Source organism: Pedobacter heparinus (genome assembly GCF_032678725.1).
GTDB lineage: Bacteria > Bacteroidota > Bacteroidia > Sphingobacteriales > Sphingobacteriaceae > Pedobacter > Pedobacter heparinus_A.
On the sequence record NZ_JAVTSC010000002.1, the window covers coordinates 226781 to 250947 of the forward strand.

Sequence of the window (24167 nt, forward strand, 5' to 3'; positions counted from 1 at the left end):
AATTATAATGCCATGATATATTTCTCCGTACCTTTGCCCCTTAATGGAATATAACGTTCATACTTTGCCAAATGGCATCCGCTTACTTCATGTGCCCGCAGCCTCGGCCATATCACATGCCTGTATCATCATCAACAGTGGGTCAAGAGACGAAAAAGAAACGAAATCAGGGCTCGCACATTTTATTGAACACCTGATCTTCAAGCGCACGGAAAAACGCAGCACCAACCAGATCCTAAACAGGCTGGAAAGTGTAGGCGCAGACCTGAACGCTTACACCACCAAAGAATACACTTGTATCCATGCCTCTTTTCTGAATCCATATTTAGACAGAACACTGGAGCTTTTTAACGATATCGTTTTTCATTCTACTTTTCCTGAAGAGGAAATGGAGAAGGAAAAAAGCGTGGTCCTGGATGAAATCGCTTCTTATCTGGACCAGCCTGAAGAGGCCATATATGACGACTTTGAAGACCTTGTTTTTACCGGTCATCCATTGGGCCGGAATATTTTAGGTACTGCAGAAAGCGTCAGCAAGCTGAGCAAGAAAGACATTGAGCAATTTATTGCTGCCAATTACCATACAGACAAAATGGTAATTGCTGTGCTGGGAAACTATCCCTTAAGCAAAGTTGTTAAAACCGGCAGTAAATATTACTCGGAGATTCCGGCGAACCTGTATAGCAAGACCAGAACAGCCCCCCAGAAAACAATTGCAGTTAAAAAAACCTTTAATAAGCCCATTCAGCAGGCACACGTCATGCTCGGCGTACCCGCTTATTCTTTGCACCACCCTTACAAAACCGGCTTGTTATTGTTAAATAATCTGCTGGGTGGAACAGGGATGAGCTCTATCCTGAACCTGCAGATCAGGGAAAAATATGGCATCGCCTATACCATTGAAACGGGTTACAGCCCTTTAAGTGATACCGGTATCTTTACCTTGTATTTTGGAACAGATAAAGAAAAGGTGAACAAGGCCTGGTCACTCATTTTTAAAGAATTTAAAAAACTGAAAGACAATCCACTAACAGAGGTACAGCTTCAAAAGTCAAAAAACAAGTTCATCGGACAAATTGCCCTGGGCGAAGAAAACCGCATCGGGCTGATCATTTCTATGGCCAAAAGCCTGATCGACTATGATAAAATAGACGACCTGGAAACGGTTTTCAGAAAAATACAGGACGTTAGCAGGGCCGATATGGCCAATATTACCCATGAAATATTAGATGAAAGTAATCTTACTTCGCTAACTTTTTATCCTTTAGGGTAATATTTGTATTTTTGCAGCATGAAGTTACCCATTATAGCCTACGGCGATCCGGTTCTTAAAAAAGTGTGTACACCTATTGATGCGCATTACCCGGATCTGAAACAACTGATCAGCAACATGTTCGAGACCATGTACAATGCGCATGGCGTTGGGCTGGCGGCACCACAGGTAGGCCTTCCCATTCGGTTGTTCATTGTAGATACCGGCGCCGATGAGGGGGATAAAAATAAGTTTAAAAAGGTATTCATTAATGCAGAGATCCTGGAAGAAACAGGTGAACCCTGGGCTTTTAATGAAGGCTGCCTGAGTATTCCTGATGTCAGGGAAGATGTGATGCGTAAACCGAATATCCGCATTAAGTACTATGATGAAAACTGGGAACTGCAGGAAGAAGAGGTAACCGGAATGCCGGCAAGGGTAATACAGCATGAATATGACCACATAGAGGGCAAGTTGTTTACAGATACGTTAAGCCTGCTGCGCAAAACCATGTTGAAAAGCAAGCTGGATGCCATTTCTAAAGGAAACGTAAAGGCAGATTATAAAATGCGCTTTCCCAAACAAAGCAAAAAACGTTAGTTGCTTTCGCTCCTGATCTTATCGCCCTTAAAAATAGACTGCATTAGCTTACCCCAGGCAAAAGGGTTTAGGAGCGGGTTGGTCTGAACCATATTTTTGTTCAGTGCCCGGTCATGGCTCAACCTGTTGTTGATGCTCTGGATCTCGCCACCATCCCTGGGTAAGGTCTGGATTAATCCGCTGAGACTTTCCTGAGAAAGGTTTCTGGCAGCGATTACGTAGTCGTCATCCGCAATTTTCATGGACATGAAATCTCTTGTAAACTCTTCCACAGTAGCCCATGGATAGACCCGGACAGTTGGCAGGTTTACAATCTCCGCCTTCATTTTGATCATAGCAGTATATTTACTGTCATTAACCTGTGAAGGAATGGCCAGCAACAAATCTTTGTACCCAATTGCAGTATACAACAGCGTATCACCAGGATGGGCAATAAAAGAAAAGTACCCCTTATAATTGGCCGCATGCCGTTGGCCTTTATTCGTCAGGTTCGTAACGGTAACATAAGGGACCACAGTATTGCTATCCACATCCGTAATGATACCCGTAAATTGGATCAATGGTTTCCCGACCGTATTTTGCTGTGCAAATCCGGAAGAAACGATAAGAAACAATAAAATGGTCAGGGCATACTTCATATTACAAAAATAGCGGTTACAATTAAAACGGCTAGTTAAATTGTGTTAAATCATCTTATACCGGCTCAGCAAGATTTATGGCCTCAACAGCAGTAATTTGCGGTACTGATTTCATAATTGCCTGCTCAATGCCTGCTTTCATCGTCATAAAGCTCATTTTACAGGAGCCACAGTTACCTAATAATTTTAATCTAACTACATTTTCCGGCGTAATCTCTTCTATGGCAACATCACCACCATCTGCTATTAAATAGGGTCTGATTGTTTCTAATGCCTGCTCTACTTGTTCTGTTAAATTCATTTTGGTAAATTATTAAAATATAAAAATAGTAAAATTTTTCCTCATTTCGCATCTATTTCAAGCCCAGAGGAAACATTACCCGCAGTTCTGGCATTATTTATGGCGATTTGCTGGGCTACTTTGCCTGCAATTTCTGCAAAAGACTGCGCAATACTATTGTCGGGGTCTAATGCTATAGGAACACCGCTATCCCCGCCTTCGGTAATGCTTTGTACAATCGGAATTTCTCCAAGGAAAGGGACATCAAATGATTTCGCGAGCGCTTTTCCCCCATCCTTGCCAAAAATGTAATATTTGTTTTCAGGAAGCTCTTGTGGCGTAAAATAAGCCATATTCTCGATTACACCAAGCACGGGGATATTTATGCCCGGCATTCTGAACATGGCCAGTCCTTTTCTCGTGTCGGCCAGGGCTACCTGTTGTGGTGTTGTTACAATTACAGCACCGGCAATTGGAAAACTTTGGGTAATGGTGATATGGATGTCGCCTGTTCCAGGCGGAAGATCTACAATGAGATAGTCCAGCTCTCCCCAATCGGCATCATTAAAAAGCTGTTTCACCGCATTGGAGGCCATTGGTCCGCGCCATGGCACTGGCTGATCAGGATCTGCAAAAAAACCGAGGGACAACAATTTTATGCCATATTTTTCAATGGGCATAATCAAGGTTTTCCCTTCTTCGGTTTCCCTTGCACTTGGTTTTGCCCCTACAAGATCAAACATGGTTGGTACTGATGGGCCATAAATATCGGCGTCAATCAGGCCTACTTTTGCGCCATCGGCCCCTAAGGCAATCGCCAGGTTACTGGCAACCGTTGATTTTCCTACGCCCCCTTTTCCGGAAGACACCAGCACAATGTTCCTGATGGCTTTCAGCTGGGTAGTATCCATTGGCTTTGTTACCCTGGAAGTAATGTTAATTTCTATTTCAGCCTCCTGGCTCACAAAATGTTTGATGGCATTCAAACATGCATTTTTCAGCATGTCCTTCATCGGACAGGCAGGAGTGGTCAATTCTAAGGTAAAACGTATTTGTTTATCTTCTATTTTTAAGTCCTTGATCATGTTTAAAGTCACCAGGTCTTTCTTAAGATCCGGGTCTTCAACATTCCTCAAAGCGGCTAGAACTTGTTCTTGGCTAATCATCATTAGTCAAATTTAACAAAAGACCGCCACAATTAATTTTAAATGCCCCTTTTTATTGTAATTTTAACACGAAATAAACATTTGAGTTTAACGTTTAGCATTAATACCTGTTTTATAACATGCATCTTCCAAAAATTAACATTCCTAAAAAGTACATAAAGATCGGAGCATGGGTATTGGGGATTTTTCTGCTCCTGCTGGTCATTGGTGGCACGATTGCTTATAACAAACGGGAGGCTTTACTGGAAAAAATGATGGCCAAAGCAATTGCGAAGGCCGATAAAGACTATGGGCTGGAGGTTAAAATCGGGGAATATGGCTTTAACGGGCTCAATACCGTCCATATGCAAAATCTTTCCATTGTGCCAAAAGACCGTGACACCCTAAGCACCATCAGCGATATGACCATCGGCGTGAAGCTTTTTCCTTTAATTTTTGGAGATGTAAAGCTTTCGGAGATCAACTTAAACAGTGGAAAATTCAATATTGTATTCAGGGATTCATTAAGCAATCTTGATTTTTTCCTGAAACGTAAAAAGAAAGACAGTACAGAAAAGAAGTCAAAGGTTGACCTTGGCAACCTGGCACACAACCTGTTGAACCAGGTGTTGTACAAGATTCCCGACAACATGGAGGTCAAAAATTTTTTACTGAATGTAAATGATAACGATACCGCTAAGTTGAGCTTCCTGACCACAACCGCAACCATAGATGACGGCGACCTCAGTTCGACCATTTTAGTAAATGGAAATGAAGCAACCTGGCACATCAATGGAAAAGTAAGGCCGGGCCGGAAACAACTTGACATCATGCTTTATGCCGACAACAAAAAAGTTGAGCTACCTTACCTGGAGCGAAAACTGCAGGCCAGATTTAGTTTTGACACGGTCAGAACGGAAATGAAGAACGCGGATTATAGTGGTGATGATTTTAGAATATCCGGTTCCTGGTCCGTAAAGAACCTGCTCATCAACCATCCCAAGATCGCGGCCAACGACATCATTGTTCCCGATGCAAAGATTGATGCAGAGATGCTGATCGGAAAAAACTTCGTGGCGCTCGACAGCTCATCCACCATATTCCTGAAAAAAGCGGCCATCCATCCCTATTTAAAATATACCCTCTCACCAAATAAAATTTATGAACTTAAGCTGCACGCGCCTGAACAGGACGCACAGGAGGTCTTGAGTGCCTTTCCAAAAGGGCTCTTTGAATCGCTGGAGGGCATGCAGGTAAGTGGAAAAGTACAGTACGACCTTAATTTTTACCTGGACAGCGCTGTGCCGGACAGTGTTAAATTTAATTCCGCGCTGACACCGATTCATTTTAAGATCCTGAAATGGGGCAAAACAAATCTGCAAAAGATCAACAAAGATTTTGTGTATACGCCTTATGAACGGGGCAAGCCGATGCGTGACATTCTGATTGGTCCCTCCAATTCAAATTTCACCCCCTTATCCGAGGTTTCGAGCAACTTTAAGAATGCGATTTTAACCTCTGAGGATCCTTCTTTTTTTACGCACAGGGGTTTTGTTCAGGAGTCTATCCGCAAATCATTTGCAGTAAATTTCAAAGAAAAAAAATTTGTCAGGGGGGGAAGTACCATATCCATGCAGCTGGTTAAAAATGTTTTCCTTAGCCGGCAAAAAACGCTTGCAAGAAAAGCAGAAGAGATCCTGATTGTCTGGCTGATAGAAAACAATCACCTCATCAGCAAGAACCGGATGCTTGAAGTATATTTCAACATCATTGAAATGGGACAGAACATCTACGGGATAGGAGAAGCAACACGATACTATTTCGGTAAAAAACCTTCCGACCTGAACATCGGAGAAGGCATCTTCCTGGCCAATATTGTTCCGCGCCCCAAAATTGCACTGTATAAGTTCAGAGGTGATGGCGGACTGAAAGATTACCTTTATCCTTATTTTAAATACATCGGAAACATCATGGCCAGAAGAGGGCTCACTCCGGGAGATACCAGCGGATATGGTTTTTACAATGTGCGTTTACGGGAGGGCTTAAGGCAATACCTGCTGCCTGATTCTGCAAAAATTGACACCAATGCTTTTGATAATGATGACCCGCTACCGGCCATTGAGACACAGGATGCTTCAAAAAACTTATTTGACCGCTTATTTGGACGCTCTAAAAAAGATACAACGGCCATTCAACCCATAAAAATAGATAGCGCGCAAAAAACAAAAAAAGAACTCAGACAGGAGCGCAGGGAACAACGCCGGAAGGAAAAGGAAAAAGAGAAAGCAGGCCAGCTTTAACCAAAACCAAAACATGAATAAAATTCAAATCGCCGATAAAGAGTTTGAACTCCTTTTGGACAGTGACAACATCAGCAAACGTATCCGTTTAATTGGTATCCAGTTAAATGTCGATTACGAAAAGCGCTGCCCTATATTTATTGGGGTACTCAACGGCAGTTTTCTCTTTATGGCCGATCTGCTAAGGGAAATAGAAGTTCCTTGCGAAGTTGGGTTCATCCGCATTTCCTCTTACGCAGGAGCCGAAAGCAGCGGAAAGATCAACCAGGCATTTGGTTTGCCCGAAGACCTGCACAACCGGGATGTCATCATCGTGGAGGACATTGTAGATACGGGTTTCACCCTGGACTACATCCTGAAAGAAGTACACAAACAAACACCTGCTTCTGTTAAAGTTTGCTCGTTATTGTTCAAGCCAGCGGCTTTAAAAACAGAAATCGCCGAACTCGAATATGTAGGTTTTGAGATTGCAAATGACTTTGTGGTGGGGTATGGCCTGGATTACGATGGCCTTGGCAGAAACCTGAAAGCAATTTACAGGGAAAAAACTGTTCCGGCTGATTTACCTTGAATGTAATATATTTTTCCCAATTTTGTAAAAAATATATCAAATCAATGACCATACATAAAGAAGGTTACACCACCATCGCATTATCTGTTCTTTTTATATTCATCCTGAATGCATTTATCGATTATAAATATGCAGATATCACCTGGTTAAGGTGGTTTATTTATCTTTTCTCTTTTTTACTATTCGTAACGGTACTCCAGTTCTTTAGAAATCCATCAAGGTCATTTAAGACCGGGGACAATCTGGTGATCTGTCCTGCAGACGGAAAAGTTGTCGTGATAGAAGAAACCACCGAAGGAGAATATTTTAAAGATAAAAGATTGCAGGTTTCCATATTTATGTCCCCGGTAAATGTGCACATCAACAGAAACCCCATTTCTGGTGTGGTTAAATTCTTTAAATACCATCCCGGTAAATACCTGGCTGCCTGGAACCCTAAATCATCTACAGAAAATGAAAGGACTACTGTTGTAGTAGAACATCAAAACGGCACTCCGATATTGTTCAGACAAATTGCTGGTGCATTGGCCAGAAGAATTGTATGGTATGTTAAGGAAGGGGATCCGGTAATCCAAAATAAAGAGTTCGGGTTTATTAAATTTGGCTCCAGGGTTGATGTATTCCTGCCTTTGGATACCAAGATTAACCTCGAACTGAATCAGGTCGTAAAAGGCGGGATAACCGTATTGGCTGAGCTGTCGTAACCGTTATCTATAAAATTTATTCTGCTGTTTTATCTGTGATGGAACGCTGTGTCGGATAAGCAAAGTCAGACCGGTATTCTTTTACGATTTCCATCAATTTAAAATTGATCTCCTCCTTTACCTTAACGTATTTACTATGCTCCATATTGATCACCAGGTATACGACCTGGATATTTAAAGCAGAGTCGCCAAAATTATCAAATGTAGCATAGCCATCCTTGGTATCGGGATGGGCATTCAGAAAATCAGCGATAGCTGATAGGATCTGCCTGATATCTTCCGCGGCTGTCTCATATACAATTCCAATAAAAAAATTAACCCTTCTGTAATTTCTCAAAGTCACATTTTCGAGCACTCCATCTATCATAGCCCTGTTTGGAATTACAATTGTTGTTTTGTCCGGGCTAATGAGCCAGGTACTTCTAAAACCCACTTTTTCAATTGTACCTTCAATACCATCAACTTTTACCACATCGCCAACCGTAAAGGGCTTGTCCAGGAATATCGTAAACGAGCCAATCAGGTTTTCCAGACTTTCTTTCGCCGCCAGCGCAATCGCTATACCGCCAATCCCTAATCCTGTGATCAGCGTAAGCACATTGATTTCGAAAACAAAGCCCAGCAGGACAAAAAAACCCAGAAAACAAATGAGCGTCTTGGTGAGCTCCTTTAAAAACGGAACCAGCTGGTCGTCGGCCCTGTTATTGGTTATGCTTGCCTTTTGCTTCAACACAAATGCGATAAAATCAATGATCCTTAAAATGATCCAGAATATGGAGAGAATGATCAGAAAAAGAAAAATTTTGTCCAGGCAATCGCCGATGGTAACCCCAATCTTTGTTTTAGATCTATGCCAGAGCACCAGGTTAAGTGGATGATTTAAATTATTAACTGCCAGGTATATGGTACAGAACGTAATGAACGACTCTATCGGCTTTACTAACAAAGCAACAAAGGTTTCTCCTTTAACCTCTTCTGCAAATTTGCTGAAAATTTTAAAAAGAGCAAGACTAAACAACCTGGATACCAATCTTTTAAACAGCAATCCAAGTAAAATAACAATCACAAAAATGCAGTATTGCTTAACTGTATTTCCCCAAAAAACCTGTTCAAAAAATTGATAGTCCATCATAATTATTATACTAATTGTTTAAGCGCTATTTCAAATGCCGTTTTTGAAAGCTTCTTTCTCCCCGCCGATTCTTCATGTACCGCCTTCATCGCATGATATATTACCTGAGATGCATCTGTAAAGATAGCGTCGTCACTCATTTCCACGTTTCTCTGCATCAGGTAAGCAAAAACTCTCGCCATACCGCAATTTGAAATAAAATCAGGGATTACGGCAACATGGTTATCAGCGTGTTCCATAATGCTTCCAAAGAAAATCTCCTTATCCGCAAAAGGAACGTTTGCACCACAGGCAATTACCTCAAGCCCTCCGCAGATCAACTGATCCACTTCAGCTTGCTGAACAAGCCTGGAAGCCGCTGCCGGAACAAATATCTCTGCTCCGATATTCCAGATCTGCGTACTGGCCTCTTCAAATGGGATTAACGCTGATGAGACCAATGTATTTCCGGCCCTGTTGTTGAATAAATTAACAATTTCTTCCACTGTAAAACCTTGTTTATTGATTAACCCACCAACGCGGTCGATAATGCCAACAATTTTCACACCATTTTGCGCCAGGTAGTATCCTGCCGCTGCGGCCACATTGCCCCAGCCCTGGATAATCGCAGTCTTGCCGGCTAACGATCCGCCCCAGATGCTATAAAAATGTCTGATAGATTCTGCTACGCCATAACCAGTGATCATGTCTGCAACTTTGTATTTTCTTTTGAAATCCGGCGTATAATTTAAATCTTCCAGCACTTTAGAGACCCCGTAGCGCAATTGTCCGATCTGGTGGATTCTTTCATTTTCCCTCGCCTGATAATGCCCGCTGATTACGCCTTCCTGAGGATGCCATAAACCATAGTTTTCCGTAATAGGGATCACTTCATGGATCTCATCAATATTTAAATCGCCCCCCGTTCCATAATAGTTTTTTAACAAGGGCATCACCGCCTTATACCAGCGCTCTAAAACTTCTTTCTTCCTTGGATCCGCCGGATCGAAATTTATGCCCGACTTTGCCCCGCCTATTGGAGGGCCGGATACCGTAAACTTCACTTCCATTGTTTTTGCCAAAGATTCTACCTCTCTTTTATCCAGGCCTTTGCGCATCCTGGTCCCCCCTCCTGCTGCTCCTCCGCGAAGTGAATTGATCACCACCCATCCTTCAGCTTCAGACTCTTTGTCTTTCCACTCAAAAACGATCTCTGGCCGCTTCTCTTCGAATTTTTTTAACAGTTCTTTCATTACGATATTAAGTTAGTTGCCGCAAAGATATACAAACAAAAAAACCTCCCCGATATATTCGGGGAGGTTTGTCTATTTTTTTAAAAGAATTTCTAAACTCTTTTAGATTTGATACGTGCCGCTTTACCAGTTAATTCGCGCAGATAAAATAGTTTCGCTCTGCGAACTTTACCATGGCTGTTTACTTCAATTTTAGCAATGTTTGGAGAGTTAATAGGGAATATCCGCTCTACACCAACACCGTTAGACATTTTACGAACAGTAAACGTTTCGTTTGCGCCTACGCTGTTACGTTGTAATACTACGCCCTGGTAAATTTGAATACGTTCTTTATTACCTTCGCGAATTTTATAGTGAACACTCACTGTATCTCCTGATTTGAATGCAGGAAACTCATTTTTTGCGATTACCTGCTCTTCAACAAATTTTACTAAATCCATGATTTTAAGCTATTAAGCCGATTTTTTGTTGTTTAAAATCGGACTGCAATATTAGGAATTTTATTTTATAAATAAAAACGTTTTTTATTTTTTTCCACATTCTTTAACATTTCCACAAAACCAAAGCCCTGATCTGACTGCCAGCTCATTTCTTAACTTTCTTTTTATGGATCAATGTCTGCAGGTCAGGGCCTTTTATTTTAAAGTTTTCCAGCTCCCCTCTGTTCATCTTAAAAAGGACCTCCAGCTTTCTGATGATACAGTAAGGAATATCCGCTTCAGAATCAATCTTTATATTCCTGTAATTATGAAAAGTATTCAACGAAATATCCAGTTCCTGAGGGATAATCCTCCTTGCAGCAGAGTACTCCACCACATTCAGCCCGTATAAATACTCATTGATTTTATATTTGTACATATCTGATAAATATTTAGCTTAGCGCTTTTTGGCAAATCTGCTTTGGCGCAATTCCTTTCCCATCAGCACTTTTAAAGGCTTGCACTTCACCTCTACATTGATCAGCTCACCCGTCCTCATTTCAAATAATTTCTCAAATAAGATCACTTTTTCGTAAGGAATGTCCTGCTTGTCATCAAATAAAATATTTCTGTAATTGTGAAATGTATTCAGCGAAATCCCCAAAATCTTAGGGATAATTTTTACAGCCTCCCTGTACTGCGGTACGGGTAACCGCAATAAACAATCATTGATCTTATACTTTCTTGCTTTATCGCTCATAAATGAATATTTAGTTAGGTTTAATTGTTTTCTTATATGCGAACATAAAAAAAACGGATCAATCATAATTTTTTTAGTGTAAATTTACTTAAAAAATAAGCACAACCCAACAAAAATATTTTTTTATTTAGAAACGAAAATCTAGTCAAACAAAGAATTTGTCGAATCCCCGGTAAAAAAGATGCGTATTATCTTTACAACAATAGCATTGATGCTAAAATTAATCTTCCAGGAGATCAGGCCTGCGCAATTGCGTACGGATTAAAGCCTGTTCATGACGCCACTCATTGATCTTCGCTTCATGGCCACTCAATAAAACCTCCGGAACCTTATGCCCTCGCCAGTCTGCCGGCCTGGTATAAACAGGAGCATCCAGCAATTCCCCTTGAAAACTATCAGACAAGGCTGATGTTTCGTCATTCAACACCCCCGGGATTAATCTAATGATCGCATCAACAAGCACCGCAGCAGGCAGCTCTCCGCCTGAAAGCACGTAATCTCCAATCGAGATTTCCCTTGTCACATAAAGGTCCCGGATCCGCTGATCAATCCCTTTATAATGGCCACAGAGCATCATGATATTCCTTTTTCCCGACAGCTCATTTGCAATGGTCTGATTAAATGTTACCCCATCCGGGCTCATAAATATAATCTCATCGTAGTCCCTTTCAGCTTTCAGCGCCTCAATACATCGAGCAAATGGTTCTATGGACATGACCATGCCGCTGCCGCCGCCATAGGGGTAATCATCAACACTCTTTTGCTTATTGCTGGCATAGTCCCTCAGGTTATGTACCAGAATTTCAGCAATGCCTTTTTTTTGGGCCCTCTGCAAAATAGAATGAGCAAAAGGACTTTCCAAAAGATCTGGTAAAACGGATATAATGTCGAAACGCATTTGACAAAGTTAAAACTAATTTGACAGATAAATATCAAGCAGGCCTTCCGGTAAATCGACCAGCAAAGTCTGCGCTTCCTCATCAATCTCGATAATCATATCCTCATTTAAAGGAAACATGATTTCTATCCCTTTATATAAAACCGTAGCCACAAACTGCTGAGGATATTCATTTACTTCAATGACCTCTCCCAACTCACCCACAACCTCATCCGAAACCACAAAACCCTTGAGGTCATTGTAATGAAAATCATCTTCAGAACGGTCGGGCATTTTTGCCAGGGGCAGGTATATTTTTTTCTTTACCAATGCCTGGGCCTTATCGATATGATCGATATCGTCAAAATAAAAATTACCCGTACTGTTTTGCTGCAGTTTATAGGAGGATACAAAAAATGGCACCATTTTTCCATTAATAGCTGCGAAAACAACATCCAGCTCCAGCAAGTCTGGCGCATCATATTCAAAGAACAACTGAACCTCGCCCTTTAAACCTTTTGTTTTAGTAATGTATCCTATATAAAATGTTTCTTCCTGTTTCATAAATACCTATGAATAAAAATAGCGAAGATTCATTTAAATGAATGCTTCGCTATCTTACAGCATAATTAAAAGATTATGCTTCTTCTTCTTTGCTTTCTTCAGCAGCAGGAGTCTCTTCAGTTGCAGCTTCAGCTACAGGAGCCTCTTCCACAGCCGGAGTTTCTTCGACTACAGCTACTTCTTCTTCAACTGCAGGAGCCTCTTCAGTTGCAACTTCCGCTACAGGAGCTTCTTCTACAGCTGCAGTTTCTTCAACAGCAACTTCTTCTTCTTCTGCCACTTCTTCTACAGGTGCATTTTTAATTGCAAGAGCTGCAGCGCGATCAGCATTTTTCTTAGCTTCAGCAGCTAAAGCAGCTTTTTTAACTTCATCTTTAGATTTAGTTAAGCTGTCTTTTTTGCCTTCAATTTTTTCACCTTTAGCACTCAACCACTCTGCAAATTTAGTTTCTGCCTGTTCTGCGGTTAAAGCACCTTTTTTAACACCACCTTCCAAGTGTTTTTTGTACAAAACACCTTTGTAAGAAAGGATAGCACGACAGGTATCCGTAGGCTCAGCACCTTTGTTTACCCAGTCTAAAGTTTTATCAAAATTAAGGTCGATGGTAGCAGGATTGGTATTTGGGTTATAAGAACCTAAACGCTCAATAAATTTACCGTCTCTTGGTGAACGGGAATCCGCTACCACTACATGGAAAAAAGGTTTTCCTTTTTTACCGAATCTTTGCAATCTGATTTTAGTTGCCATTTCTTCTTTTAATTTATGTATTCAACATAGTTCCCGGAGCTTCGTGCTTGCGGGGTTGCAAAAGTAAGTAAAATACTAATGATTAACAAGATGCAATATTTTTAAATTCACAATTGCTGCAAAAATTACTTCAGTTCCTGTAACATCCTGTTTGCATGCCCGTCAAACCATCAAAAAAAATTATGCTAGTCACAACAACCAACACCATAGAAGGCAAAAAAATAGTGAAATACATTGGCCTTGTTAGCGGCGAAACCATTATTGGCGCCAACATTTTTAAAGACCTTTTCGCAGGCATACGCGATATTGTAGGTGGCAGGTCGGGTTCCTACGAGCAGGTACTGAGAGAGGGGAAGAATACTGCGGTCAATGAAATGCAGCAATATGCAGCAGCAATGGGTGCCAATGCAATTATTGGCGTAGATCTGGATTATGAAACTGTTGGTAGCGGGGGCAGTATGCTCATGGTTGCCGCAACAGGTACCGCTGTAATAATTGAAGATTAAAAAAAGGCCCTTAGAAAGGGCCTTTTTTTATAAGGATAAAATTTCCACCAGCTTTAACCAGGCCGGACTGACTTGCTGAGCGTCTATATGTTTAATTGCATGATCAAACCGGGTAAAAACAATTTCCCTGTTCACCTGGCCTACCATTACACCTGATTGACCAGCCAGCACACCCTCAACAGCGGCAACACCAAAACGACTGGCTAAAACCCGGTCCATACAGCTTGGTTTTCCCCCACGCTGAATATGCCCCAGTACCGATACCCGAATGTCATAATTCGGGAATTTCTCCTTTAATGCCTCTCCAACATTAAATGCTCCGCCTACCTCATCACCTTCCGCAACAATCACAATCTTTGAAGCTTTATCTTTACGCCCGTTTTCCAGCCTCGTGATCAGTCCATCTACCCCCATATTTGCCTCCGGGATAAGAATCGCTTCAGCACCCACGCCTATTCCGCTTCTTAAGGCGATCAGCCCTGAGTCACGACCCATAACCTCTACGATAAATAAACGATCGTGCGATTCGGCCGTGTCCCTGATCTTATCCACGGCATTTACAACCGTATTTATCGCGGTGTCGTAACCAATGGTAAAATCTGTACCCTGCAGATCGTTATCTATTGTTCCTGGTAATCCTACAACAGGAAAATTAAATTCATTGGTAAACAAATTTGCACCGGTAAAAGTGCCATCACCACCGATCACGATCAAAGCATCTATATTGTGCTTTTTCAACTGTTCATGGGCCTGTTCACGCCCTTCTTTAGTTTTGAAAGCTTCGCTGCGCGCCGTTTTTAAAATGGTTCCGCCACGTTGAATGATATTCGCCACCGATTTCCTGTTCATTTCGATAAAATCCCCATGAACCAGACCTTCGTAACCTCTCAAAATACCCGTAACGTCTAAATCATAATAAATTGCTGCTCTAACAACTGCCCTAATGGCAGCATTCATTCCCGGGGCGTCGCCTCCGGAAGTTAATACTCCGATATTCTTAATCTTGTTCATTTAGTTTTCAGCCGTTTTAAACAAATTTCTACAAGGCCGTGAAATTAGCTATAATCTTTAAATGTTATTTAAAAATTCTACTTCTTTAAAAGTATAGCCCCTTTTTACCCCTTCAGATAGGATCACCAACAAACCATTTTCGGTCACATCTACAATAATTCCTTCAAAGCACTCGCCATTATGACGGTAAAATGCCGGCTTATTAAATTTATACAGGCTATTTATGTAATTGTATTGCAACTTATTTGAATTCCCCGCTTTCAATTTGAGGTATTCCGCCTCTATATTTTCACAAATAATTGCCAATAATTCCATTAAATTAACATCCCGCTGTAAAATTTTACTAATCGATGTTGCCTTGTTTAACAGTTCAGGATCAAAATTTACCTGGTTTACATTAATTCCTACACCTATAATACTGGCCTTGTAACTCGCTCCGGCTATGATATTTTCAATTAAAATACCCCCGATTTTTTGATCCAGATAATAAAGGTCGTTTGGCCATTTTACCTTCAGAAAGCCCCCCAGATAAGCCCCAAGAGCATCACCAACAGCCGTACTCACGGCCATATTGAGTAAGAATTGTTCGCTTACCATCAAAAAAGAAGGACACAGGTAAATGCTGAAGGTAAGGTTCAGCCCGGGTTCTGCATACCAGGTATTTTCTTGTTGCCCCCTCCCCGCAAATTGATTATCTGCCATAATAACAGTCCCTTCGGGTAATGGCTCGGAATTTGACGCTTTAACTTTCAAAAAGTTATTGGTAGAATCAACCTCAGATAATCTGATCAAATTTTGACCAACAAATAATGTTGAAAAAGTGTTATTTTGCAAGTGTTGATTGTATATTTGTTTATCAAAATTAAAACATTTTAATGGTAAAAAAGAAAATTGGAAACCTTTCTACATACCTCTCAGAGATCGCTGTACATGGCATCCAGGAAAAAAAAGGAAACGACATCGTAAGATTGGACTTAAGAGAACTCAACAGTTCTGTTTCCGATTACTTTATCATCTGCAACGCCGACTCCGCAACACAAGTTAAAGCAATTGCCGATAGTGTAGAGGAAGAAATTTATAAGAAAACCCAGACTAACCCATGGAGAAAGGAAGGCCTGGAGCATGCAGACTGGATCATTCTTGATTATTTTGATGTCGTAGTCCACATATTTAAAACTGAAAAGCGCGAATTTTACGGGATTGAAGACTTATGGGGCGATGCCCAGTCTACTTCTTACCAAAGCGCTTAATCATTCACACATTTTGATTTTATAATGAAAGAGAACCCAAATACAAAGCCCAAATTGATAAAGAGAATTCCAAATATTCCCAAGAAACCCCAAAAAGGTTCAAAGTTTAACATTTTTTGGGTTTACGCTGCTATTATTTTAGGGCTTATTTTATTGCAGTTTCTGTTTAGCGCAGACGCGACAAAAACCATCTCTTACCGTACATTTGAAACCCAGATGCTCTTACCCGGTGATGTGGAAAAACTGATCGCCTATAAACATGAGGACGTAGTTAAAGTAGAGGTCTTTATTAAAAAAGACAGGCTAAAAGATCCGAAATATAAACAATACCTCAGCAGAAACAATTTCAGCACTAGTGATGGCCCTACCGTTTATTTTAATGCCGGTTCCATGGACAGACTGGATACGGATCTGAAGGAATCTCAAAAGAACATTCCTGAAGGTCAGCAGGTTCTTGCCGAGAAGCAGACCCGGCAAAGCACCTTCAATTCCTGGTTCTTTACCATTATCCTCCCTGTACTGTTATTTATTGCCTTCTGGATCTTTATCATGCGCCGCATGGGTGGAGGTGCCGGAGGTGGCGGTGGCCAGATCTTTAACATTGGAAAGTCAAAAGCTACCCTTTTCGATAAGGAAAGCCAGGTAAATGTTACTTTCAACGATGTTGCCGGGCTTGAAGAAGCTAAACAGGAAGTAATGGAAATCGTTGATTTCCTTAAAAACCCTAAAAAATATACCAATCTCGGAGGTAAAATTCCAAAAGGGGCCTTATTGGTTGGCTCACCGGGAACTGGTAAAACCCTGTTGGCCAAAGCTGTGGCAGGTGAAGCCCAGGTTCCTTTCTTCTCCCTTTCAGGATCAGACTTCGTAGAAATGTTTGTTGGAGTTGGCGCCTCACGTGTACGTGATTTATTTAAGCAGGCCAAAGACAAGGCACCATGTATCATCTTTATAGATGAGGTGGACGCCATCGGGCGGGCCCGCGGTAAAAACAGCATGATGGGCGGAAATGATGAACGTGAAAATACGCTCAATCAGTTGTTGGTAGAAATGGACGGTTTCGGAACAGATTCTGGCATCATCATTCTTGCCGCAACCAACCGCCCTGACGTTCTCGACTCCGCTTTGCTGAGACCAGGACGTTTTGACAGACAGATCTCTATTGATAAACCAGACCTGGTTGGACGTGAACAGATTTTCAAAGTTCACCTCAAGCCTATAAAAACGGATGAAATCGTGGATGCTAAAAAGCTTTCCGCACAAACCCCGGGATTTGCAGGCGCAGAGATAGCCAATGTTTGTAATGAGGCCGCTTTAATCGCTGCCCGACGCAATAAAGAATTTGTGGATATGCAGGATTTCCAGGATGCTATAGACCGTGTTATTGGTGGTCTGGAGAAGAAAAACAAGATCATCTCACCTGAGGAAAAACGTATTGTTGCCTATCATGAAGCCGGACACGCTATTGCTGGTTGGTTTCTTGAACATGCTGATCCCCTGGTTAAAGTGTCTATCGTTCCTCGTGGAGTGGCCGCTCTGGGTTATGCACAGTATCTGCCCAAAGAACAGTTTCTATATACTACGGAACAGCTAACAGACGGCATGTGCATGACGATGGGCGGTCGTGTAGCGGAAGACATCGTTTTCGGAAAGATCTCTACCGGCGCACAGAATGACCTGGAGCGCATCACCAAGTTATCTTACGCCATGGTCACGATTTATGGTATGAACAGTACCATTGGTAATGTGTCTTTCCATGATCCGCAGAATGAATACAATTTCAACAAGCCTTATTCTGAAAAAACTTCAGAAATGATCGACAATGAAGTCCGTATCCTCATTTCTGAAGTCTACGCCAGAACCAAAGCACTGTTAACAGATAAAAGAGACGGCCTTGAAAAACTGGCCCAGAAATTAATAGAGAAAGAGATCCTGTTCCAGGCAGATCTGGAAGAGATATTAGGCAAACGTCCTTTTGATAACCGCACCACTTATGATGAATTTGTAAATGGAACCGGTGACCAGAAACCAGCTGCAGAAGGCTTAGTACACGATGGTGTTACTCAGCCTACAGATCCTTCAACGCCTATAAATCCGGCTAAAACAGAATCTTAATCACATTTTATGGGGCTGCCGTTTCCAAAAGAAGCGGCAGCAAATCCATTACCTATGCAAGAAAACATTTCCTCAAAAGAGCTCATGCTAAAAAAGATAAGAAAAGCCCTTCTGGAAAGAAGAGATAACCCTTATCCCAATTTAGAAGACAGCCCGCTTTATGTAGAAAACACAGAATATCCTGAAGTTCTGTTTGCCGAACAGCTTACAGCAGTTTCCGGAAATTTTATTTATTGCGAAAACGGAATAGAATTTATTGAAAACATTATTCAGCTGGCTGAAAAGTTCAACTGGAGGAAAATCTACTGCTGGGAACCAGAACTTCAAAAACTCCTTTCTACCTACGAATTTCCTTTTTACCAGACCGATAAGGATTTTGAAATGGCTGAAGCAGGTATTACCCTATGCGAAGCCTTAATTGCCCGCAATGGCTCTGTAATGGTCTCTAACCAAAATGCAGCAGGCCGAAGGCTGAGCATTTTTCCGCATCACCACATTGTCATTGCCCGTACCGGGCAATTGGTAATGGATCTTAAGGACGCTTTTAAGCTGATCAAAGATAAATACGGCAGCCAGATCCCATCTATGATCAGTACCATTACCGGTCCCAGCCGAACGGCTGATATCGAGAAAACTTTAGTTCTGGGTGCACATGGACCTAAGGAATTATTTGTATTTTTAATCGATGATTTTTCATAATCTAATTATTTTATTCTAGTTTTATACTGTACACTAAAACAGTATACGGTACAAAATGGGCACTAAAACGAATTTACACGCAGTTATTACTGGCACAGGGAGCTATATCCCTAAAAATGTTATCTCAGGAAATGCATTTCTAAACGCCTCTTTTTACGAGAACGGCTTAAAGCTGGATAAAGACATCTATGAAATCATCAGCAAATTTTCGGAGATTACCGAAATTGTGGAGCGCAGATATATTGATGCCGGCCTGGTTAGCAGCAATATTGCGACCATTGCCGCGCAAAGCGCAATAGATGACGCTAAAATCGACAAAGAAAGTCTTGACTACATCATATTCTGCCACAATTTCGGAGATGTAAAAGCGGGCAGCAACCGCATGGACATTCTTCCATCGCTTGCCTCAAAAGTAAAACAAGCCCTCCAGATTAAAAATCCAGACTGTGTGGCCTATGATATCATCTTTGGCTGTCCGGGCTGGGTGCAAGGCGCGATTCAGGCCAACTACCTTATCCAAAGCGGAGATGCAAACCGGGTAATGGTTATCGGGGCAGAAACACTGTCCAGGATTGTCGATCCACACGACCGGGACAGCATGATTTTTTCTGATGGTGCCGCCGCCGTTATATTTGAAGCCCGGACCGACGAAAACCCAAGGGGCATTATCGCACATAAAACACAAACCTACGCGGTTGATTATGGTTCCCTGCTCGTGATGGGCAAAAGTAACAATCCGGAAGAGTGCAATGGCAATGCCTACCTTAAAATGAACGGACGGAAGCTGTATGAATTTGCCGTAACCACAGTACCCCATGTTGTAAAAACAGCGATTGATAAGGCCGGGATCAGCATTACAGACATTAAAACTGTCTTTATTCACCAGGCCAACGGGAAAATGGACAATGCCATTATGAAACGGGTTTTCAAGCTTTACGGCCTGGATACCGTTCCTGAAAATCTGGTACCCATGACCATCTCCTGGCTCGGCAACAGCTCCGTAGCTACAATTCCTACGCTTTTAGACCTGGTACTTCATGATCAGGTAAAGGGCTATAAAATCAACAAAGGCGAGTACGCCGTTTTCACTTCAGTTGGCGCTGGAATGCACATCAATGCGTTCGTCTACCGGTTCTAGTTGATCCGTCTTAAACTGTCACGGGCTTCACTTTCAATACTATTCTCGTATTGATGGTCCTTCATATTTATTGCAGTATTAAAGCTGGTTTTAGCCTGTGTATAGGCTTTCCTTTTCATATAGATCTTTCCCATACTCAACGCAGAATTAGCGGCAAAATATGCTTTCAGCCCTTTTCCATAGTTTACCGCTTTTTGATAATGCTGCAGCGCAAGGTCCCCTTTTCCCAATTCATCATAGTTTCTTCCCAGGCGGTAATGGTATTCTGTCCGGTCTTTCAACAGGCTCAGATCGCCTTCGTTAATGTCCGCCAAAATTTCCAGCGATTTGGTATAATAACCTCCGTCAAACAATAACCTCGCTTTTAAAAGCCCAACATTAGGACTCCCTGAGCCCACTTCATTCAGGGCCTGCTTGTCGCGCTCATTGATCACATACCCTGTGGTTTTGACTTTCTCCGCAAAAGCATGATAACTCCTTACATCCCCCGAAATCAATGCGATCCAGCCCAAATGAAGGTAGCTGTCCTTAATGTAACTAACCCCCCTATTGCGCTGCAAAAACTTGTTAAAATAAGCCCCGGCACTAAAATCAAGTTTATTCAAGCGGGCAATTCCCATCAGGTAGTCAAGGTATGGAAAAGCCTGGTACTGACTCCCTACAGGTCTTTCAGAAAGCGTAGCTATTGCTTCCTCGTTATGCCCTTTCTTTGCGCTCACATAAGCTTTAAGATAGGTTTTCAGCAAACTGCTATCCGCTATCCTTGTGGTATACTTTATGGTTTCTGCATACGCATTTTCACTGCGGGTAACATTAATCAACACAAATGAATAATAAAATACCGCCTCTTCATAAAAAGGCTCATAGGCAGATTTAGGCAAACCCTCTGCCAACTTTCTCATCATGGCAAGACCTGTTTTCACATCCCCCTTAATACCAAAAGTAGACAGTGTTTTTTTCATGAAACCCTCCGGCAGGCTTCCCAAAAGAGCGTTGATCAGGCCAAGTCCTTTTAAATTTAAATGAAAGCCCGGAAACTTTTTCGCATTCTCCTGCAGGTAACCATTGGCTCTTTTAATTTCAAGTGCTGCATTAAACTGCTCGCCAAAAAGACCACGGATCAAGGCCCACTGTAAATTGATCTCTGCCTGGGCATATAATTTATAGGGTGATTTACTGTCGTCGTCAGCGAGCTGGTCCAGCCTGCTGTTTTTATTTCCCTTCAACCGGTTAAAGTCTTCTTTGTTGTCCGTTGCCAGCAAATAAAAGAAGTCAATATAATTTTCCAGTAAAGGCACAATAGCGTTATCAGGATTAACTTTCTTCTCTGAGGCGACCATTTGCCTCGCCACATCAAGTTTAAGCTCAAATATCAACTGATATGCCTTTAAACAATTCGCATTAAAATCAAATTTAGCAAACAGGGATCCGGGTAAAAACAACAAGAGCGCAGCCAGGCATAGTTTCTTCATTAAATGGATGTTCTGCATAATTTCTGTTTTTTGTAAAAAAAATCACAAAAAAAGGCCAGATGGAATTTCTGACCTTTTTATATGATTAAAAAGCTTAAGCAGGAACTACTTCCTGGGTAAGCGCCTCGTCTACTAAAATCCTTCCGCAGTGTTCACAAACGATGATCTTTTTGCGTTGACGGATATCTAACTGACGCTGAGGCGGAATCTGGTTAAAACAACCAGAGCAGGAATCACGATCAATCGTCACTACCGCCAGGCCATTATTGGCATTTCCCCTCAACCTGTTATACGCCACTAAAAGCCGCTCCTCAATTTGAGTTTCTGCTTTCTCCGCTTTTTTAAGCAAGCCCTGCTCATCTTTTTCCGTCTCGGCAGTAATGGTTTGCAGCTCACCTTTTTTAATTTCAAGATCCTTTTTCCTTGACTCTAAATCCGCCAGCGCTTTATCATAAACTTCAGTTTTCTGAGCGATGTCAAATCCGAACTCCCTGATCTTTTTCTCGCAAACCTGTATCTCAAGCGTTTGTATCTCCACCTCTTTGGTCAGGGCATCATACTCCCGGTTGTTTTTAACATCTTTTAACTGGGTCTCATATTTTTTGATCAGGTTCTGAGCTTCCTTGATCATATTTTTACGTGTTACAATGGCATCTTCAGTATCATCCAATTCGCCTTTGAATTTTTGTATACGTGTTTCCAGTCCTGCAACCTCGTCTTCTAAATCAGCAACTTCCATTGGCAGTTCACCGCGTATCTGACGTATTTTATCGATCTTAGTATGCAGGGTTTGTAATTCGTATAAAGCTTTTAGCTTTTGCTCTACAGTTTGTTCCATTAAATGAAATAATTTATGGGGTTTGTGTTATGCTCCGTTAAACGGATTGCAAAGTTAGGAAATTTTTCTTGAATAATATCTATCAACAAATCAGATGTAAATTGTTCACTCTCAAAGTGTCCGATATCTGCGATCACTAATTTTTCATCGGCGTCAAAAAACTCGTGGTATTTAAAATCCGAGGTCACAAATGCATCCGCACCCGCAGCTATCGCTTCCCTTAATAAAAAACTCCCGGCCCCGCCACAAACTGCAACCTTCCTGATCTTTTTAGGCAGCAGACGTGTATGCCTGATCACGGTGGCATCCATATTGTTCTTTACCCGTCTCAAAAACTCCAGGCCATCCAGCGGTTCTTCCAGCCAGCCGATCACGCCCGCCCCAACAGTCTCCAGTTTATTTTCGAGGGGATAAATGTCGTAAGCCACTTCTTCGTATGGATGGTGTTCCAATAAAGCCAGCAATACTTTTCGCTCATCATGAACCTTGAAAATGGTTTCTATCCTGATCTCGCGCTCCTGGTGCTGTATGCCCCTTTCACCAACATAAGGATCCGTCCCGGCTCCACCTTTAAAAGTTCCGAAACCCTCAGCATTAAAACTACATTCACTATAATTGGCAATATGACCAGCTCCGGCAGCAAACAGGGCTTCTCTCAATACATCCGCTTGTTCAACCGGGCAAAAAGTAACCAGTTTCTTTAAAAACGAATTTTTTGGGCTCAATATTTTTGTATGCTGCAGCCCCAGGCGACCTGCAATCACTCCGTTTACCCCATGCGGGACATGATCCAGGTTAGTATGTATGGCATATAAAGCGATGTCGTTCTTTATTGCTTTTAACACCACCCGCTCCACGTAATTTTTTCCGGTGATCTTTTTCAACCCCTTAAAAACGATCGGATGATGTGTAATGATCAGGTTACAGCCATGCAAAATGGCTTCATCAACCACATTTTCTATACAGTCCAGTGCAACCACTGCACCCTGCACCTCCTGCTCCGGATCGCCTACAATAAGGCCCGAATTGTCATAATCCTCCTGATAATTCAGTGGAGCAAAAGTTTCCAGGTGCTTCATTAAAACAGATAACCTCATTCCGTAAATATACGATAGATTTTAATTACTGTAAATTGCCCATTTTTACCATTTGCAGACTTTCAAAAACCATCCGCTGGTTGTATTCATAAGCCAGTGTTTTGTGGTTGATCAGGTCTATGATCGTACCGATAAAACACAAACCAATAGTAAAGAAATACAAAATACCCATTCCGATCTGATTTACTAAAAACCTCGGCAGCCCTGGCACAAAAAAACCAAGAATACAGTACAATACCATATCGTCCGGGTTTCTCCGCTTACCCCCGTAGATCATTAAAAAACCTCTCAACTGTTGTTCGCTAAATCCTGTAGTTGCACTTTGCAAATACGAATACTCCTGCGGCGTAATACCCGGTAGCGACATAAATGGTGAATCAAACATATCTTTTCTCCTTATATTTTAAATTTAATAGCTTATTGTTTATCCAAATCATTTTCATTAAAACGCCTATCCTCCGGCAAATGATCAGCAGGGCCGGCAGGCCAAACCAGTGCTGTGCAAAGCTTTCTGCAAAATTTCCATGAAAAAGTTGTGTGATCGATCTCCCTATCCCACATCCAGGGCACCAGGTCATGCCCAAATTGGCAATCGGGCAAAGCGTAAAATGCTGTGCTTCCCCATGGTTCTGCAGATCAGCAGTAGCCAGCAGCACCAAAGCCGTAATCCAGAAAATCAGTTCAAGGGGTATCCGCTTTAATCCGCTCATTTTAATTTCCTCTGTTAAATATAGGTACTTCCAAATCAAAAAATTGCCAAAAACCCAGCTTTGTGCATAAATAACCACGTGTGTTAAGGCTTTTTAGCTTTAGATCAAT

At 41.7% G+C, this 24167-nt stretch carries 27 protein-coding genes and 1 pseudogene; 10 read left to right on the plus strand and 18 right to left on the minus strand.

What is annotated here, in order from left to right; genetic code table 11:
- Window positions 1-43: 43 nt before the first annotated feature.
- Together R2Q85_RS04215 and def are read left to right on the plus strand one after the other, a co-directional pair.
- The gene (locus tag R2Q85_RS04215; RefSeq protein WP_316810498.1) at window positions 44-1273 is read left to right on the plus strand and encodes a pitrilysin family protein; all 1230 of its coding nucleotides are present in this window, start codon (window positions 44-46) and stop codon (window positions 1271-1273) included.
- Window positions 1274-1291: 18 nt separating this feature from the next.
- Complete coding sequence (gene def, locus R2Q85_RS04220; RefSeq protein WP_316810499.1) at window positions 1292-1852, plus strand: peptide deformylase; 561 nt, start codon at window positions 1292-1294, stop codon at window positions 1850-1852.
- Here def and R2Q85_RS04225 read toward each other — a convergent pair.
- Genes R2Q85_RS04225 through R2Q85_RS04235 form a run of 3 tightly spaced genes read right to left on the minus strand, consistent with a single transcriptional unit; the run spans window position 1849 to window position 3936 of the window.
- A complete protein-coding gene (locus tag R2Q85_RS04225; RefSeq protein WP_316810500.1) occupies window positions 1849-2490 on the minus strand; it encodes a hypothetical protein in 642 nt (213 codons plus the stop codon). The two genes, def and R2Q85_RS04225, sit on opposite strands and share 4 nt — an antisense overlap.
- Before the next feature lie 55 nt (window positions 2491-2545).
- Entirely contained in the window at window positions 2546-2791 is a 246-nt protein-coding gene (locus R2Q85_RS04230; RefSeq protein WP_316810501.1) for a NifU family protein, read from the minus strand.
- Window positions 2792-2832: 41 nt separating this feature from the next.
- Complete coding sequence (locus R2Q85_RS04235; RefSeq protein WP_316810724.1) at window positions 2833-3936, minus strand: Mrp/NBP35 family ATP-binding protein; 1104 nt, start codon at window positions 3934-3936, stop codon at window positions 2833-2835.
- Between the two features lie 119 nt (window positions 3937-4055).
- Here R2Q85_RS04235 and R2Q85_RS04240 point away from each other — a divergent pair, with 119 nt between their 5' ends.
- The 3 genes from R2Q85_RS04240 to R2Q85_RS04250 are packed head-to-tail and all read left to right on the plus strand — an operon-like array spanning window position 4056 to window position 7490.
- Window positions 4056-6215: a biosynthetic peptidoglycan transglycosylase gene (locus tag R2Q85_RS04240; protein WP_316810502.1), complete on the plus strand. Its 2160-nt coding sequence runs from the start codon at window positions 4056-4058 to the stop codon at window positions 6213-6215.
- Window positions 6216-6228: 13 nt separating this feature from the next.
- The gene (gene hpt / locus R2Q85_RS04245) at window positions 6229-6786 is read left to right on the plus strand and encodes a hypoxanthine phosphoribosyltransferase (protein WP_316810503.1); all 558 of its coding nucleotides are present in this window, start codon (window positions 6229-6231) and stop codon (window positions 6784-6786) included.
- 44 nt (window positions 6787-6830) lie between these two features.
- Entirely contained in the window at window positions 6831-7490 is a 660-nt protein-coding gene (locus R2Q85_RS04250) for a phosphatidylserine decarboxylase family protein (protein ID WP_316810504.1), read from the plus strand.
- Between the two features lie 16 nt (window positions 7491-7506).
- On the opposite strand, the gene R2Q85_RS04255 is transcribed toward R2Q85_RS04250, so the two are convergent.
- The 8 genes and pseudogenes from R2Q85_RS04255 to R2Q85_RS04290 form a co-directional block, all read right to left on the minus strand.
- Window positions 7507-8622 carry a mechanosensitive ion channel family protein gene (locus R2Q85_RS04255; protein ID WP_316810505.1) on the minus strand — a complete coding sequence of 372 codons (1116 nt, stop codon included), beginning with the start codon at window positions 8620-8622 and terminating at the stop codon, window positions 7507-7509.
- Window positions 8623-8627: 5 nt separating this feature from the next.
- Window positions 8628-9854 carry a Glu/Leu/Phe/Val dehydrogenase dimerization domain-containing protein gene (locus R2Q85_RS04260; RefSeq protein WP_316810506.1) on the minus strand — a complete coding sequence of 409 codons (1227 nt, stop codon included), beginning with the start codon at window positions 9852-9854 and terminating at the stop codon, window positions 8628-8630.
- A gap of 92 nt (window positions 9855-9946) precedes the next feature.
- Window positions 9947-10294 (minus strand): 50S ribosomal protein L19, encoded by a 348-nt coding sequence (gene rplS / locus R2Q85_RS04265; protein ID WP_008241658.1) that lies wholly within the window; start codon window positions 10292-10294, stop codon window positions 9947-9949.
- Between the two features lie 145 nt (window positions 10295-10439).
- Window positions 10440-10712: a hypothetical protein gene (locus R2Q85_RS04270; RefSeq protein ID WP_316810507.1), complete on the minus strand. Its 273-nt coding sequence runs from the start codon at window positions 10710-10712 to the stop codon at window positions 10440-10442.
- A gap of 18 nt (window positions 10713-10730) precedes the next feature.
- The gene (locus tag R2Q85_RS04275; protein ID WP_316810508.1) at window positions 10731-11033 is read right to left on the minus strand and encodes a hypothetical protein; all 303 of its coding nucleotides are present in this window, start codon (window positions 11031-11033) and stop codon (window positions 10731-10733) included.
- Window positions 11034-11253: 220 nt separating this feature from the next.
- Window positions 11254-11931: a tRNA (guanosine(37)-N1)-methyltransferase TrmD gene (gene trmD / locus R2Q85_RS04280; protein ID WP_316810509.1), complete on the minus strand. Its 678-nt coding sequence runs from the start codon at window positions 11929-11931 to the stop codon at window positions 11254-11256.
- A 15-nt stretch (window positions 11932-11946) separates the two neighbouring features.
- Window positions 11947-12474, minus strand: a complete 528-nt coding sequence (gene rimM, locus R2Q85_RS04285; RefSeq protein WP_316810510.1) for a ribosome maturation factor RimM — start codon at window positions 12472-12474, stop codon at window positions 11947-11949.
- Between the two features lie 199 nt (window positions 12475-12673).
- Window positions 12674-13222 (minus strand): annotated as a pseudogene (locus R2Q85_RS04290) (30S ribosomal protein S16); the annotation flags it as partial.
- 182 nt (window positions 13223-13404) lie between these two features.
- On the opposite strand from R2Q85_RS04290, the gene R2Q85_RS04295 reads away from it, so the two are divergent.
- Window positions 13405-13728, plus strand: coding sequence for a heavy metal-binding domain-containing protein (locus R2Q85_RS04295; RefSeq protein ID WP_316810511.1), 324 nt, complete (start codon window positions 13405-13407; stop codon window positions 13726-13728).
- Window positions 13729-13755: 27 nt separating this feature from the next.
- Here the strand turns inward: R2Q85_RS04295 and pfkA are convergent, their stop codons facing one another.
- Window positions 13756-14739 (minus strand): 6-phosphofructokinase, encoded by a 984-nt coding sequence (gene pfkA / locus R2Q85_RS04300; protein ID WP_316810512.1) that lies wholly within the window; start codon window positions 14737-14739, stop codon window positions 13756-13758.
- A gap of 57 nt (window positions 14740-14796) precedes the next feature.
- Window positions 14797-15531, minus strand: coding sequence for a biotin--[acetyl-CoA-carboxylase] ligase (locus R2Q85_RS04305; protein ID WP_316810513.1), 735 nt, complete (start codon window positions 15529-15531; stop codon window positions 14797-14799).
- Between the two features lie 83 nt (window positions 15532-15614).
- Between R2Q85_RS04305 and rsfS the strand changes: the two genes are divergently transcribed.
- From rsfS to R2Q85_RS04325, 4 genes are read left to right on the plus strand one after another with little or no spacing between them, the layout of a single operon-like run.
- A complete protein-coding gene (rsfS, locus tag R2Q85_RS04310) occupies window positions 15615-15989 on the plus strand; it encodes a ribosome silencing factor (protein ID WP_316810514.1) in 375 nt (124 codons plus the stop codon).
- A gap of 24 nt (window positions 15990-16013) precedes the next feature.
- Window positions 16014-18104: an ATP-dependent zinc metalloprotease FtsH gene (gene ftsH, locus R2Q85_RS04315; protein WP_316810515.1), complete on the plus strand. Its 2091-nt coding sequence runs from the start codon at window positions 16014-16016 to the stop codon at window positions 18102-18104.
- 54 nt (window positions 18105-18158) lie between these two features.
- Complete coding sequence (locus tag R2Q85_RS04320; RefSeq protein ID WP_316810516.1) at window positions 18159-18803, plus strand: lactate utilization protein; 645 nt, start codon at window positions 18159-18161, stop codon at window positions 18801-18803.
- Between the two features lie 55 nt (window positions 18804-18858).
- Window positions 18859-19941: a ketoacyl-ACP synthase III gene (locus R2Q85_RS04325; protein ID WP_316810517.1), complete on the plus strand. Its 1083-nt coding sequence runs from the start codon at window positions 18859-18861 to the stop codon at window positions 19939-19941.
- Here the strand turns inward: R2Q85_RS04325 and R2Q85_RS04330 are convergent.
- The 5 genes from R2Q85_RS04330 to R2Q85_RS04350 all read right to left on the minus strand — a co-directional run bounded on the left by R2Q85_RS04330 (window position 19938) and on the right by R2Q85_RS04350 (window position 24058).
- Window positions 19938-21413: a tetratricopeptide repeat protein gene (locus R2Q85_RS04330; RefSeq protein ID WP_316810518.1), complete on the minus strand. Its 1476-nt coding sequence runs from the start codon at window positions 21411-21413 to the stop codon at window positions 19938-19940. The two genes, R2Q85_RS04325 and R2Q85_RS04330, sit on opposite strands and share 4 nt — an antisense overlap.
- A gap of 94 nt (window positions 21414-21507) precedes the next feature.
- Window positions 21508-22251: a zinc ribbon domain-containing protein gene (locus tag R2Q85_RS04335; RefSeq protein ID WP_316810519.1), complete on the minus strand. Its 744-nt coding sequence runs from the start codon at window positions 22249-22251 to the stop codon at window positions 21508-21510.
- Window positions 22251-23348 carry a Nif3-like dinuclear metal center hexameric protein gene (locus R2Q85_RS04340; RefSeq protein ID WP_316810520.1) on the minus strand — a complete coding sequence of 366 codons (1098 nt, stop codon included), beginning with the start codon at window positions 23346-23348 and terminating at the stop codon, window positions 22251-22253. Before R2Q85_RS04340 ends, R2Q85_RS04335 begins: the two co-directional genes overlap by 1 nt.
- 25 nt (window positions 23349-23373) lie before the next feature.
- Window positions 23374-23733 (minus strand): TM2 domain-containing protein, encoded by a 360-nt coding sequence (locus R2Q85_RS04345; protein WP_316810521.1) that lies wholly within the window; start codon window positions 23731-23733, stop codon window positions 23374-23376.
- Window positions 23726-24058 (minus strand): DUF2752 domain-containing protein, encoded by a 333-nt coding sequence (locus R2Q85_RS04350; protein WP_316810522.1) that lies wholly within the window; start codon window positions 24056-24058, stop codon window positions 23726-23728. The genes R2Q85_RS04345 and R2Q85_RS04350 overlap by 8 nt, the downstream gene beginning before the upstream one ends.
- Window positions 24059-24167: the final 109 nt, after the last annotated feature.

Bases quoted from the DNA above. Each gene is read 5' to 3' on its own strand.
- ftsH (WP_316810515.1), top strand. From the start codon at position 16,014: ATGAAAGAGAACCCAAATACAAAGCCCAAATTGATAAAGAGAATTCCA.
- R2Q85_RS04335 (WP_316810519.1), bottom strand. From the start codon at position 22,251: ATGGAACAAACTGTAGAGCAAAAGCTAAAAGCTTTATACGAATTACAA.
- R2Q85_RS04345 (WP_316810521.1), bottom strand. From the start codon at position 23,733: ATGTTTGATTCACCATTTATGTCGCTACCGGGTATTACGCCGCAGGAG.
- R2Q85_RS04230 (WP_316810501.1), bottom strand. From the start codon at position 2,791: ATGAATTTAACAGAACAAGTAGAGCAGGCATTAGAAACAATCAGACCC.
- pfkA (WP_316810512.1), bottom strand. From the start codon at position 14,739: ATGAACAAGATTAAGAATATCGGAGTATTAACTTCCGGAGGCGACGCC.
- hpt (WP_316810503.1), top strand. From the start codon at position 6,229: ATGAATAAAATTCAAATCGCCGATAAAGAGTTTGAACTCCTTTTGGAC.
- R2Q85_RS04250 (WP_316810504.1), top strand. From the start codon at position 6,831: ATGACCATACATAAAGAAGGTTACACCACCATCGCATTATCTGTTCTT.
- R2Q85_RS04330 (WP_316810518.1), bottom strand. From the start codon at position 21,413: ATGAAGAAACTATGCCTGGCTGCGCTCTTGTTGTTTTTACCCGGATCC.
- rplS (WP_008241658.1), bottom strand. From the start codon at position 10,294: ATGGATTTAGTAAAATTTGTTGAAGAGCAGGTAATCGCAAAAAATGAG.
- R2Q85_RS04325 (WP_316810517.1), top strand. From the start codon at position 18,859: ATGGGCACTAAAACGAATTTACACGCAGTTATTACTGGCACAGGGAGC.
- R2Q85_RS04275 (WP_316810508.1), bottom strand. From the start codon at position 11,033: ATGAGCGATAAAGCAAGAAAGTATAAGATCAATGATTGTTTATTGCGG.
- R2Q85_RS04225 (WP_316810500.1), bottom strand. From the start codon at position 2,490: ATGAAGTATGCCCTGACCATTTTATTGTTTCTTATCGTTTCTTCCGGA.
- R2Q85_RS04235 (WP_316810724.1), bottom strand. From the start codon at position 3,936: ATGATTAGCCAAGAACAAGTTCTAGCCGCTTTGAGGAATGTTGAAGAC.
- R2Q85_RS04240 (WP_316810502.1), top strand. From the start codon at position 4,056: ATGCATCTTCCAAAAATTAACATTCCTAAAAAGTACATAAAGATCGGA.
- R2Q85_RS04340 (WP_316810520.1), bottom strand. From the start codon at position 23,348: ATGAGGTTATCTGTTTTAATGAAGCACCTGGAAACTTTTGCTCCACTG.
- trmD (WP_316810509.1), bottom strand. From the start codon at position 11,931: ATGCGTTTCGACATTATATCCGTTTTACCAGATCTTTTGGAAAGTCCT.
- R2Q85_RS04295 (WP_316810511.1), top strand. From the start codon at position 13,405: ATGCTAGTCACAACAACCAACACCATAGAAGGCAAAAAAATAGTGAAA.
- R2Q85_RS04255 (WP_316810505.1), bottom strand. From the start codon at position 8,622: ATGATGGACTATCAATTTTTTGAACAGGTTTTTTGGGGAAATACAGTT.
- R2Q85_RS04215 (WP_316810498.1), top strand. From the start codon at position 44: ATGGAATATAACGTTCATACTTTGCCAAATGGCATCCGCTTACTTCAT.
- rsfS (WP_316810514.1), top strand. From the start codon at position 15,615: ATGGTAAAAAAGAAAATTGGAAACCTTTCTACATACCTCTCAGAGATC.
- R2Q85_RS04350 (WP_316810522.1), bottom strand. From the start codon at position 24,058: ATGAGCGGATTAAAGCGGATACCCCTTGAACTGATTTTCTGGATTACG.
- rimM (WP_316810510.1), bottom strand. From the start codon at position 12,474: ATGAAACAGGAAGAAACATTTTATATAGGATACATTACTAAAACAAAA.
- R2Q85_RS04270 (WP_316810507.1), bottom strand. From the start codon at position 10,712: ATGTACAAATATAAAATCAATGAGTATTTATACGGGCTGAATGTGGTG.
- def (WP_316810499.1), top strand. From the start codon at position 1,292: ATGAAGTTACCCATTATAGCCTACGGCGATCCGGTTCTTAAAAAAGTG.
- R2Q85_RS04320 (WP_316810516.1), top strand. From the start codon at position 18,159: ATGCAAGAAAACATTTCCTCAAAAGAGCTCATGCTAAAAAAGATAAGA.
- R2Q85_RS04260 (WP_316810506.1), bottom strand. From the start codon at position 9,854: ATGAAAGAACTGTTAAAAAAATTCGAAGAGAAGCGGCCAGAGATCGTT.